The 12,158-nt window shown below is 69.9% G+C and carries 9 protein-coding genes and 1 rRNA gene; 8 read left to right on the forward strand and 2 right to left on the reverse strand.

The genetic code is table 11. The features are described 5' to 3' along the window. Positions 1 to 78, forward strand: a 5S ribosomal RNA gene (gene rrf, locus ABD339_RS29765); the annotation flags it as partial. Positions 79 to 422: 344 nt separating this feature from the next. Here rrf and ABD339_RS29770 read toward each other — a convergent pair. Then, positions 423 to 1,676 (reverse strand): hypothetical protein, encoded by a 1,254-nt coding sequence (locus ABD339_RS29770; RefSeq protein ID WP_344570255.1) that lies wholly within the window; start codon positions 1,674 to 1,676, stop codon positions 423 to 425. A 133-nt stretch (positions 1,677 to 1,809) separates the two neighbouring features. Between ABD339_RS29770 and mtnA the strand changes: the two genes are divergently transcribed. The 7 genes from mtnA (at position 1,810) to ABD339_RS29805 (ending at position 10,613) form a co-directional block, all read left to right on the forward strand. Beyond that, positions 1,810 to 2,952 carry an S-methyl-5-thioribose-1-phosphate isomerase gene (gene mtnA, locus ABD339_RS29775; RefSeq protein WP_344570256.1) on the forward strand — a complete coding sequence of 381 codons (1,143 nt, stop codon included), beginning with the start codon at positions 1,810 to 1,812 and terminating at the stop codon, positions 2,950 to 2,952. Further along, complete coding sequence (gene mtrA / locus ABD339_RS29780) at positions 2,949 to 3,626, forward strand: two-component system response regulator MtrA (RefSeq protein WP_344570257.1); 678 nt, start codon at positions 2,949 to 2,951, stop codon at positions 3,624 to 3,626. The genes mtnA and mtrA overlap by 4 nt, the downstream gene beginning before the upstream one ends. Before the next feature lies 1 nt (position 3,627). Further along, positions 3,628 to 5,784 carry an MtrAB system histidine kinase MtrB gene (gene mtrB / locus ABD339_RS29785; protein WP_425576139.1) on the forward strand — a complete coding sequence of 719 codons (2,157 nt, stop codon included), beginning with the start codon at positions 3,628 to 3,630 and terminating at the stop codon, positions 5,782 to 5,784. Beyond that, the gene (locus tag ABD339_RS29790; protein WP_344570258.1) at positions 5,774 to 7,621 is read left to right on the forward strand and encodes an LpqB family beta-propeller domain-containing protein; all 1,848 of its coding nucleotides are present in this window, start codon (positions 5,774 to 5,776) and stop codon (positions 7,619 to 7,621) included. Before mtrB ends, ABD339_RS29790 begins: the two co-directional genes overlap by 11 nt. A gap of 314 nt (positions 7,622 to 7,935) precedes the next feature. After that, positions 7,936 to 8,697: a ComF family protein gene (locus tag ABD339_RS29795; protein ID WP_344570259.1), complete on the forward strand. Its 762-nt coding sequence runs from the start codon at positions 7,936 to 7,938 to the stop codon at positions 8,695 to 8,697. Between the two features lie 320 nt (positions 8,698 to 9,017). After that, a complete protein-coding gene (hpf, locus tag ABD339_RS29800) occupies positions 9,018 to 9,716 on the forward strand; it encodes a ribosome hibernation-promoting factor, HPF/YfiA family (RefSeq protein ID WP_344570260.1) in 699 nt (232 codons plus the stop codon). A 150-nt stretch (positions 9,717 to 9,866) separates the two neighbouring features. Next, positions 9,867 to 10,613, forward strand: coding sequence for a response regulator (locus ABD339_RS29805; protein ID WP_425576140.1), 747 nt, complete (start codon positions 9,867 to 9,869; stop codon positions 10,611 to 10,613). 127 nt (positions 10,614 to 10,740) lie between these two features. On the opposite strand, the gene ABD339_RS29810 is transcribed toward ABD339_RS29805, so the two are convergent. Beyond that, positions 10,741 to 11,931, reverse strand: a complete 1,191-nt coding sequence (locus ABD339_RS29810) for a winged helix-turn-helix domain-containing protein (protein WP_344570262.1) — start codon at positions 11,929 to 11,931, stop codon at positions 10,741 to 10,743. Between the last annotated feature and the right edge of the window lie 227 nt (positions 11,932 to 12,158).

The following is a 12,158-nucleotide window of genomic DNA, read 5'->3' on the forward strand; positions in this document are numbered from 1 at the left end:
CCGAACCCGGAAGCTAAGCCTTTCAGCGCCGATGGTACTGCATGCGGGAGCGTGTGGGAGAGTAGGACACCGCCGAACTTCTTTTAGAGATAGCCCTGTTGGCCACTGGCCGGCAGGGCTATTTTTTATGCCCAAAAACAGGCCCTCTGGAGAAACTCATAGAGGGGCTGGGGCCGCTGAATTTTGTTCTCTCCGGGGGAGCATGCTCGCGCGTTGGTCGGCTTGAGGGTGGTTCCGCTTGGCGGGGCGACGTCGCGGGGGCGGCGTGTGAGCTGTTGTCTGTCGTCTTTCTTGTCGTCAGGCGAGGTTGGGGGAGGGGACGACGGGCTGGGTGCTCGTTCCGTTGAGGGCGTCGTCGGCTGCTTGATCAGTGCGTCTTGATCAGCGCGTCGTTCTCTCGGTGGCGGGAGGCGAGCGTGGGGCTATTCGCGTTCGTGGCCGGGGGCTGCTGCGGCGCGGGCCAGTTCGAGGTCCAGGGACTCGCGGCGGATGCGCTGGTCGAGGTAGAGGAGCGCGGTGATGCCGGCGCTGAGGGAGAGGGCGATGGCCGATGCGATGACCGAGCCGGCGCCGGTGATCAGCGAGCTGCCGGCGCCGTCGCCGAGGAGCGTGGCGATGGCGGCTGTCGGCAGCTGGACGACGAAGGAGATCGCGAGGACCAGCAGTCCTGTGAAGAGTTGGATGACCAGAATGCGCCACCCGCTCCCGCGTACGAGCTTGGCGGAGCGGCGCATCGAGGTGAGGACGCTCTGCTTTTCCAGCATCAGGGCGGGCGCCGAAAGGCAGAGGCGCACCCAGGTCCAGGTCCCTGCGACGGCGGCTCCGATGACACCGAGGGATAGCAGGGAGAGTCCTGCGTTCGCGGAGCCGGCGAGGGTGGCGAGGAGTCCGGGCAGCAGACACAGCGTCACGACGGCCGAGACGAGGAGCGGGATGAGGATCAGCAGGCCGAGCAGGCGCAGTAGCTGAGGCCGCGAGTCGCGCCATGCTTCCGCAATGGTGATCTGGCGGCCCAGGACCGCGCGGCTCACGACGATGGTGAGCATGCCCGTGGTGATCACGCTGCCCAGCATGGCGATGAGGGCGGTGACGGAGAGGCTGCCCAGGGACCCGGTGAGCGCGTGGTTGAGATCTTCGAAGCTGGGACTGTCGTTCTTTGCGAGGGCGGCGAGTTGGTTGTCGTCCCTGAACCAGACGTGCAGGGCGATGGTCGTGGCCAGTTCGGTGATGATCGCGACCGTGAGCGAGATGCCCAGGGCGCCGCGCCAGTGGACGCGCATGGTGTTCATCGCGCCGTCGAGAATCTCGGCGATTCCCAGCGGGCGCAGCGGGATGACGCCTGGCTTGGCTGCCTGCTGGTACTGGCTCCAGTTGGTGTTCCAGCTCTTGTTCCGCCCGCCGCCGATGGCGCCGGGCCGGGGGCTTGAAGACGGTCGCGTTGCTCCTGCGTCGCCCCAGCGTTGGGGGCCGCCTTGGCGGGGGACGGCGGGGGGCTGCTGGGCGGCCCAGTTGTGGGGGGTCCGGTCGGTGGCGGGGTGGGTCCGACTCCTGTCCTGGGGTGTTGCCTCGGGGGCTGTGCGCTCCTTGTCGTCGTCCGGGGCCCCTTGGCTCGTTTCGGAGGAGCTGGTTTCGGACGAAGAAGGTCCGGGCGAAGCCGAGCCCGGGGAGTCGTTCACGTGAGGTCACCTCGTGGTGGGTAGTCCGGCGCCTGATGGGCTGCCCATCGTCCCACGGGAGGGCGTGATCGCGGCCGGGCGGGAGCTGTGGCTGCCCCTTCATGGGAGCCGGATGGGAAGGCAGACTGGGCGGATGGCTGAAGAGAGTGTGCCGGTGCTCCGTTACGAAGAGCGACCCGAGGGGCCGGTGGTGGTGCTCCTCGACCAGACGCGGCTGCCGGCCCAGGAGGTCGAGCGGGTGTGCACGGATGTGCCGGGGCTGGTGGAGGCGATTCAGTCGCTGGCCGTGCGGGGTGCGCCGTTGCTGGGGCTCGCCGGGGGGTACGGGGTGGCGCTGGCGGCGGCGCGCGGGTTCGATGTGGCGGATGCGGCGGAGCAGTTGGCGCAGGCGCGACCGACGGCTGTGAATCTGGCGTACGGCGCGAGACGTGTGCAAGGGGCGTACGAGGCTGCCGTTCGTGCCGGGGGTGCACCGGAGGGCGCTGCCGCGCACGCGCTGGCGGAGGCCAGGACGCTGCACCGTGAGGACGCCGAGGCGAGCGACCGGATAGCGGGGCATGGGAGTGCGCTGCTGGAAGAGCTGGTTCCGGGTGGCGGGCTGCGGATCTTGACTCACTGCAACACCGGCTCGCTGGTGTCCGGGGGGAAGGGCACGGCTTTGGGCGTCGTCAAGGCGGTGCACAGGGCAGGGGAGCTTCGGCGGCTGTGGGTGGATGAGACGCGGCCTCTGCTGCAGGGGGCGCGGTTGACGGCGTATGAGGCGGCCAAGGAGGGGATGGCGTACAGCGTGCTGGTGGACGGCGCGGCCGGGGCGCTGTTCGCCGCGGGTGAGGTGGACGCGGTGCTCGTGGGGGCGGACCGGATCGCGGCAGACGGCTCGGTGGCGAACAAGGTGGGCACCTATCCGCTGGCTGTGCTCGCTCGATACCACGGGGTGCCGTTCCTGGTGGTGGCTCCGGTGACGACGGTGGATCTGGAGACGGGGACGGGGGAGGGCATCGAGGTGGAACAGCGCTCGGGGCAGGAGGTCACGGAGCTTCTCTGGGCGCGTGAGCGGGGAGGTGCGGGGCCGGAGTCCGGGGGTGGGTTCTCGCTGGCTCCAGTGGGGGCCCAGGCGTACAACCCGGCGTTTGATGTGACGCCGTCTTCCCTGGTCACGGCCATTGTGACGGACCAGGGCGTGGCCTCTCCCGTCACGGCTGAGAGCATTGCCGCATTGTGTTCCGCGTCACGAACGGGAACTACCGGATCGGGTAATGGGATGATGAGGGCATGAAGGGACGCGTCCTTGTCGTCGATGACGACACCGCATTGGCAGAGATGCTTGGCATCGTGCTGCGCGGAGAAGGTTTTGAACCGTCGTTCGTCGCGGACGGCGACAAGGCGCTTGCCGCCTTCCGTGAGGTCAAGCCGGACCTGGTGCTGCTCGATTTGATGCTGCCTGGACGGGACGGCATTGAGGTTTGCCGTCTGATCCGGGCGGAATCCGGGGTTCCCGTGGTCATGCTGACCGCCAAGACCGACACGGTGGATGTGGTGGTCGGGCTGGAGTCGGGGGCGGATGACTACATCGTCAAGCCGTTCAAGCCGAAGGAGCTGGTGGCACGGATCAGGGCGCGGCTGCGGCGCTCGGAGGAGCCGGCGCCGGAGCAGCTGGCCATCGGTGATCTGGTGATCGATGTGGCCGGGCATTCGGTGAAGCGGGAGGGGCAGTCGATAGCTCTGACCCCGCTGGAATTCGATCTCCTGGTGGCGTTGGCGCGCAAGCCCTGGCAGGTGTTCACCCGCGAGGTGCTGCTGGAGCAGGTGTGGGGGTACCGGCACGCGGCCGACACCCGTCTGGTCAACGTTCATGTGCAGCGTCTGCGTTCCAAGGTGGAGAGGGATCCGGAGCGGCCGGAAATCGTGGTGACCGTGCGCGGGGTGGGCTACAAGGCCGGACCCAGCTGACATGAGTCGGAACGGCCCCGCCCCGCACCGCACCGGCGGGGGGCGGGAGGCGGGTCGTGAGTCCGATATATCCAAATTCGGGCGCTTGTGGCGAAGTGGTGTGCTCTTCTCCGACGGGCTGCTGCCAGAGGGCGCGACCGGGCCCGGTGCGCGCCCCATGGTGCGCTTCTTCGTACGGTGGGTGCGCAGGCCGCTGCTGCCCGTGATGCGGCTGTGGCGGCGCAACATCCAGCTGCGGGTCGTCGCCGCGACGCTGCTGCTGTCGCTGGGTGTGGTGCTGCTGCTCGGCATCGTCGTCATCGGCCAGGTCCGCAACGGTCTCCTGGAGGCCAAGGAGAAGACCGCCCAGAGCCAGGCATCCGGAGGGTTCGCGGCGGCCCAGCAGATGGCCGACGGCGCGGGCGGCGGGCGCAGCGGCTCCGATGACAGCGTGCGCGGCAGCAGAAGCGTCCAGAACGCGGGTACGTGGCTGAACAATCTGGTGGAGCAGCTGGCCAGCGGTGGGCAGGGCGTCTACTCGGTGGTGGCGCTCGGCTCGAAGAACAACGAGGCGCCGTTCGCCGGCAGCAACAACATAGGCACCCGGGGGCCGAGGTCCTCCGGTGACATCCGGCCGGAGGAGAGCGTTCCGGCGGATCTGCGCAAGGCGCTGGACGAGCAGCCCGGTACGCACCGCCGTTATGCGCGGGTCTATCGGCAAGATCACGGCAGTGACCCCGCGTTGATCGTCGGGAAGCGGCTCAACGATGCGCGGGGCAATCCGTACCAGCTCTACTACGTTTTCCCCTTCTCGCAGGAAGAGGAGTCGTTGAGCCTGGTGAAGGGCACTTTGGCGACTGCCGGGGTATTCGTGGTGGTGCTTTTGGGAGCCATCGCGTGGCTGGTGGTGCGGCAGGTCGTCACGCCCGTCCGGATGGCCGCGGGAATCTCCGAGCGACTTGCCGCGGGGCGGCTCCAGGAGCGGATGAAGGTCACCGGCGAGGACGACATCGCACGCCTGGGCGAGTCCTTCAACAAGATGGCGCAGAACCTCCAGGTCAAGATCTTGCAGCTGGAAGAGCTGTCCCGGATGCAGCGCCGTTTCGTCTCCGACGTCTCGCACGAGCTGCGTACGCCGCTGACGACGGTCCGGATGGCGGCGGATGTCATCCATGAGGCGCGCGAGGACTTCGATCCGGCGACGGCGCGTTCCGCCGAACTGCTGCTCGGACAGCTGGACCGGTTCGAGTCTCTGCTGGGCGACCTGCTGGAGATCAGCCGGTTCGACGCCGGTGCGGCCAACCTGGAGGCGGCCCCGACGGACCTGCGGGATGTGGTCCACCGCGTGGCCGAGGGGGCTGAACCGCTCGCCGACCGCAAGGGCAGCCGGATTCTCGTACGGGGCGACGAACAGCCCATGATCGCCGAGGTGGACAGCCGCAGGATCGAGCGGGTGCTGCGCAACCTGGTCGGCAACGCCGTCGAGCACGGGGAGGGCCGCGACGTGGTCGTCCGGCTGGCGACCGGCGCCGGCGCGGTCGCGGTGGCCGTACGTGACTACGGCGTCGGCCTCAAGGAGGGTGAGGCGGAGCGCGTCTTCAACCGCTTCTGGCGGGCCGATCCGGCGCGTGCCCGGACCACGGGCGGCACCGGTCTCGGCCTCTCGATCGCCCTTGAGGACGCCCGTCTGCACGGGGGATGGCTGCGGGCCTGGGGCGAGCCGGGGGACGGCTCGCAGTTCCTGCTGGTGCTTCCGTGCACGGCCGGAGAGCCACTGCGCGGATCCCCGCTGCGGCTGGAGCCCGCCGACTCGCGGCGCAAGAGGGGGCTGGCCGCCTCGGTGCCCAGGAGCAGGCGTGCGGAGGGACCGTCGTCCGGGAACGGCGCAGGGGCCGGTCCGGAGCCCGGGTGCGGTGCGGGAGCGGGGCCCGGGGGCCGTACTGGTACGGGAGCCGGGGAGGGCGCGGCATCCGGTGAGGGCTGGGGCGAGGGCCGTACAGAGGGTCGTGCGGAGAGCGGCATGGGGCCCTCTGTGGCGGCCTCCGGGCAAAGAGCGGTACCGGATGCTTCGTCGTCCGGTCCTTCGCCGGCCGCCTCGTATCCGGCCGCTCCCTCCTCGGCCGAGCCGGTGAGAAGAGCCGGTCCGATCGGTCAGGAGGGGCGCGGGGATGGAAAGTGAGCACCGGATGAAGCATCAAAAGCGGTGGCGCGCGCTGCTGGTGCTCGCGGCGTGCGGAACGCTGCTCGCCGGGTGTGCGTCGATGCCGGACGACGGGAGCGTCGATCACGTCAACTCCTCGCATCGCGCCGAGGCCGACTCCCAGGTGCGTGTCTACAGCGTCAGCCCTCAAAAGGGCGAGGCGCCGCAGCAGATCGTGCGCGGCTTCCTGGAGGCCACCACCAGCGACGAGGCCACCTTCCCGACGGCTCGCGAGTACCTGACGCACCGGATGGCGCGCGACTGGGATCCGTTCGCCGGTACGACCGTGCTCTCCAACGGTCCGACCGCCCGCAAGGCTCCCCCCGCGCGCACGGTCGCCAAGGCCGGCTATTCGGTGGAGGTATCCGGCAGCCGGATGGCGGAAGTTGATGACAAGCATGCCTACTCGCCCGCCAAGGGCAATTACAGCGTGGTCTTCCACCTGACCAAGGTGGAGGGGCAGTGGCGCATCGACCGGATGCCGGACGGGCTGGTGCTCGGGGAGTCGGACTTCCAGCGCATCTACCGGCCGATCAACACGTATTACTACGCCCAGCTCGGACATGACGCGGACTCGATCACAGATGGGCGGAATGTGCTCGTGGCCGATCCGGTGTATCTGCGTCGCCGTATCAACCCGGTCACCGAAACGGTCTCCGCGCTGCTCCAGGGGCCTTCGGGGTGGATCGATCCGGTCGTCACCTCGGCGTTCCCGCGCGGTACTCGCCTGGCGCCCGGCCAGCACCTGTCCCTGGACGATTCAGGGGCGTTGCGGGTACGGCTGAACGCTCAAGGCACGAAGGCCGGCCGCAAGCAGTGCGTCCGGATGGCGGCGCAGGTGCTCCACACCGTGCAGGACCAGGCGTCCGCCAAGGTCAGCAAGGTCGAGCTGGCAGGCCCCAAGGACCGCGACATATGCGTGCGGACGCGCGAACAGGTTGACACCTACCAGCCTGGCCGCCTCAACGGCAGTGCCAAGCGGGCGTACTTCATCGACGGCAAGCACAGGGTCGCTGCCTTCCAGCGCAAGGGCGAGCAGCCCTACCCCGTCGAAGGGCCGCTGGGCACCGGGCAGGTGGAGATGGGCGCCGTGGCCGTGAACCGGATGGAGAGCGAGGCGGCGGCCGTCTCGCGGGGGCGCCGGTCCTTGTACGTCGGCCGGCTGGAGGGCAGCCCTCCCACCTCGATGGATGCTCCGGTGCTCACGAGCAAGGCCAAGCACGAGACCGACCGGCTGACCGCGCCGACCTGGGACGGGCTGGGCGACCTCTGGGTGGCGGACCGGGATCCGGAGCGCCCGCGGCTGCTGCGGTTGCGTGGGGGCAAGGAGAAGCCCGAGCAGGTGCGCGTGCCCGACCTCGACAAGGACCAGCGCATCGAGTCACTGCGCATCGCCTCGGACGGGGTGCGCCTGGCGCTGCGCGTGCGCGAGGCGGACGGGCATGTATCGCTCCAGCTCGGGAGGGTGGTGCGCGGTGGTACGAAGCGCAAGCCGGAGTTGACTGTCGAACAACTGCGTCCGGTAGCCCCTCAGTTGGAGAACGTCGCGGCGGCCTCGTGGGCCGGTGGCAGCCGGCTCGTGGTGGTGGGGCGCGAGTCGGGGAGCGTGCAACAGCTCCAGTACATGGAGACCGACGGCTCCGTCTCCGACCAGCCGACGCTGCCGGGCATCAACGATGTGACGGGCGTCGCCGCCTCCGAGGACGAGACCAGGCCGCTGCTGGCCGACTCGGAGGACGGGATCGTGCGGCTGCCTCCCGACGCGAACTGGAAGACGCTGACGGAGAGCGGGTCGGCGCCGGTCTATCCCGGCTGAGGCGGGGGGATCCAGCCCGGCTGGGGCGGGCGGATCCAGTCCGGCTCAGGTGTGCGGAGAGGTGCCCAGCGGGCCGGAGGCCCCGGCGGTTCGTTCACGGCTCCGGGGGGTACGGGCATGCCGGGCGGCTGGGGGCGCGGGTTGCCGGCACGACCACGGTGCAGGGGCGGCGGGGCTCTGTGAGCCTGCTGGCTGGGCCGCAACATGCCTTCTGCGCAAGTATGTTCGAGCTTGTGTGCGCCTCGGCGGGTGGCGGTGGCGGAAGTTATCCACAGGGGTGGTGGGGTCTGCTCGCGACTGCCACAGTGGGGGACATGCGGGAGTCGTGGCAGGGGCTCCAGCAGGAAATCGCAGGTCTGGTGCTGCCCGTGGGGTGTGCCGGCTGTGGCCGCCCGCGGGTGCGGGGCCGCTTGTGCGACGAGTGCAGCAGCGTGCTGGAAGGCGCGGTGCCGCGGCGGGTCTGGCCGTCGCAGGTGCCGTCCGGGCTGCCTCGGGTGTACGCAGCACTGACGTACGCCGACGAGGCTCGGGCCGCGCTGCTTGCTCACAAGGAGCGGGGTGCCTTGCGACTGGCCGCGCCCTTGGGCGCGGCGCTCGCGGGCGCTGTCCGGATGGCGTCGCACGCCGCCGGTGGTTCCACTCCGCCCACCGCCTCCCTTCGGCGCGGGCCGCCCTCCCGGCGCGGCCCGTCCCCCGGGCGCGGGGCTCCGGTGACGTTGGTGCCGGTGCCCTCGGCGCGCCGGGCAGTCGCGGGGCGGGGGCACGATCCGGTGCGACGGCTGGCGCTGGAGGCCGCACGGGCGCTCCGGCGGGAAGGAGTGCCTGCAGGGGTGCTGGCGGTGCTGCGGCAGCGACGGCGAGTGGCGGACCAGTCGGGGCTGACCGCGGCGCAGCGCGCGGCGAATCTTGACGGAGCGCTGGAGATGGTGCCAGGCGGCGAGAGGCTGCTGGGGTGTGCGGGAGAGGTGGTGCTGGTGGACGATGTGATGACAACAGGGGCGTCGCTCGCGGAGGCGGCGCGGGCGCTGGGAGGCGTGCGGGGAGCGGCTGTCCTGGCAGTCCGTTCCGGTGAGTGACGAGGAAACCGCGGAGTTTCCAGAGACGTGGGAGGCCGCTGTGGAGAGCAGGCCGGAACCATCAAAGTGCCAGCATCGTTGCAGGTGGTACGAGGGAAGCGTCCACTGATTGGAGGTACGGACCAGTAGGGGGTGCCGAGCCTCCCCCACTGGAGGTACGTTCGGATTGGGTGGCGATCTTCCCTTCGGGGGAGAAGGAGGTGAAACTCGCAAGCCGACCTTGTGCCGGAGAGCAGCGGGCAGAGGCCGAGCCTCCGGCGTCAGTGCACCAAGGACGCTCCGCACTGATACCTGCGGAGGGTCCGGGAACGGAGTTCTGCGTGGACATCGTCGTCAAGGGCCGAAAGACAGAGGTGCCCGACCGGTTCCGCAAGCACGTGGCCGAAAAGCTGGAGAAGATCAAGAAGCTCGACGGCAAGGTGATCAACCTTGATGTCGAGGTGTGCAAGGAGCACAACCCCCGGCAGGCCGACCGTTCCGACAGGGTAGAGATCACGCTGCGTACCCGTGGACCGGTCATTCGTGCGGAGGCCGCGGCCTCCGACCCCTACGCGGCACTGGACATGGCATCCAGCAAGCTGGAGGCGCGGCTGCGCAAGCAAGCCGACAAGCGCCGAGTCCACCGCGGGGGATCCCGCGCACCGATCAGCGTGGCGGCGGCAACCGCTCACCTCGCGTCGGAACTCAACGGAGAACTCGACGCGGCCGTCGATCCGGCCGCTCGGCAGGAAGCCGACGGACAGCCGGTGGTCACCAGGATGGGATCACTGGAGGTTCAGGGCGAAGGGCCGCTCGTCGTCAGGGAGAAGACCCATGCGGCTGCGCCCATGTCGCTTGACCAGGCGCTCTACGAAATGGAGTTGGTAGGGCATGACTTCTACCTGTTCATCGACTCCGAGACCAAGCAGCCCAGTGTCGTCTACCGGCGGCACGGCTACGACTATGGCGTGATTCATCTGGAGTCGGATCCGCTCGTCGCGGAAGCGCCGCCCGGTGCGGGCGGAGCGCTCAAGGGCTGACCGAGCCCTTCGAGCCATCGGCTTGATGTTCGCGCCCCCGGCAGGGTCTGGCACCCGGCCGGGGGCGCCAGCATGAGTAACATCATGACTCACACCAACCGCCTTTCTCCGTCGCGGGGTTGGTGCGGAATAGGTGCAGGGGGAGGAACGATGGTGGAGAGCTTCGGGCCGGCGATGCCCACGCCCGATGCGCATCCGAGTCCGATGGCTGAGGAGGAGCCGCGGGAGCGGCGTGCGGAACCGATCCGGGTACTGGTGGTCGATGATCACGCGCTGTTCCGGCGGGGGCTGGAGATCGTCCTGGCGCAGGAGGAGGACATCCAGGTCGTCGGGGAGGCCGGAGACGGCGCGGAGGCCGTGGACAAGGCGGCGGACCTGCTGCCGGACATCGTGCTCATGGATGTGCGGATGCCCAGGAGAGGGGGGATCGAGGCGTGCACCGCCATCAAGGAGGTCGCCCCCAGTGCCAAGATCATCATGTTGACCATCAGTGATGAGGAGGCCGACCTCTACGACGCCATCAAGGCGGGCGCCACCGGGTATCTCCTGAAGGAGATCTCCACGGACGAGGTCTCCACCGCGATCCGGGCGGTTGCCGACGGCCAGTCGCAGATCAGCCCGTCGATGGCGGCGAAGCTGCTCACCGAGTTCAAGTCGATGATCCAGCGCACCGACGAGAGCAAGCTGGTGCCCGCGCCCAAACTCACGGACCGTGAGCTGGAGGTGCTCAAGCTGGTGGCGACCGGGATGAACAACCGGGACATCGCCAAGGAGTTGTTCATCAGCGAGAACACCGTGAAGAACCACGTGCGCAACATCCTGGAGAAGCTCCAGCTCCACTCCCGGATGGAGGCCGTGGTCTACGCGATGCGGGAGAAGATCCTGGAGATCCGCTGAGGACCCGGGTGGCGGTCGGTTTCCGTCGGCCGACGATCGGCCGAGGGTCCTTGGCCCCCTCGGCCCCCGTGGCCCCCATACCCCCGCAGATGTCGTCGCGGACCCGCGGAGATCCAAGCGAGAGACCCTAGGCACCGAGGCCGGTCAGGGTTTCCTCAAGCCGGGGGCGCAGGGGCTCGGGGTCGCAGCGCTCGACCCGTACCGCGTCGCAGCCCACCCACTCGGCGGCCTCGCGCAGGGCCGCCGCCATCGGCTCGACCGCCTTGGCGTCCCGCAGGGAGAGCTGGCGGGCCACCAGTGTCGAGCCCTCACGGGCGGGATCCACGCGACCGCACAGTTCGCCGCCCGCGAGCAGCGGCATCGCGAAGTATCCGTGCACCCGTCTCGGCTTGGGGACGTACGCCTCCAGGCGGTGGGTGAAGCCGAAGACACGTTGGGTTCGAGGCCGGTCCCACACCAGGGAGTCGAACGGCGAGAGCAGCGTGGTGCGGTGCCGGCCGCGCGGGGGGCCCGCCAGTGCCGCCGGGTCGGCCCAGGCGGGCTTGCCCCAGCCCTGGACCTCGACCGGCACCAGGCCGGTTTCGGGCAGGACGGCACTCACCTGGTCGCCCTTGAGGCGGTGGTAGTCGGCCAGGTCGGCGCGGGTGGCGACGCCCAGCGCGGTGCCCGCCTGGGAGACCAGGCGCCGCAGGCACTCGTGGTCGTCGATGTCGTCGTGCAGCAGGGTGCCGGGGACCGCGCGCTCGGCCAGGTCGTAGACGCGCTTCCAGCCCCGGCGCTCGGTGACGACGACCTCGCCGATGTCCAGCAGCCACTCCACCGCGATCTTGCTCTCGGACCAGTCCCACCACTCGCCGCCGTTGCGCCCGCCGCCGAGGTCGGCCGTGGTCAGCGGGCCCTCGGTCTTCAGCCGGTCGCGGACGGCCGCGCAGGATGCTTCGCGGTCCTTCATCCGGTGCCAGCGGTGCCCCCGCTCACGGAACGCGCGCCTGCGGAAGGCGAAGTGGGGCCACTCCTCGATCGGCAGCACACAGGCGGCATGCGACCAGTACTCGAAGCTGTGCTCTCCGGACCAGTAGGCCGACTCCACCGCCTGGCGGCCGACCGCGCCCAGCCGGGCGTAGGGCACCAGCTCGTGTGAACGGGCCAGCACCGAGATGGTGTCGAGTTGTACGGCGCCCAGCTGTCGTAGCACACCGCGCGCACCCGCGCGTCGGTCCGGGGCGCCCAGCAGCCCCTGGGCGCGCAGCGCGATCCGGCGTGCTTCGGCGGCGGTGAGCGTGACATCGGGGGCGGGGAGGGGGTTGCCGGAGACCATGGCGCACACCATAGATGCGGGCACTGACAGTGGATCCGGCCACTTCGGGAGGGGGCAGGCCCCGACCGGTCGCCCGCGAGGGGGACCCAACGCCCGCCGCTGGGCCCCTTGATGCCGTCCCCGCCCCCGACGTCCGCCCCCGGCCGCGAGGTCCCGGCTTCCAGCTACCGGCTCCCCGCGCCCGGGTCTCGGCTCCCCGCTCTCCCCGGGGGCTCGGGGCTCGGCGG

The sequence above is a fragment of the Streptomyces axinellae genome, from assembly GCF_039532135.1.
GTDB classification, from domain to species: Bacteria; Actinomycetota; Actinomycetes; order Streptomycetales; family Streptomycetaceae; genus Streptomyces; species Streptomyces axinellae.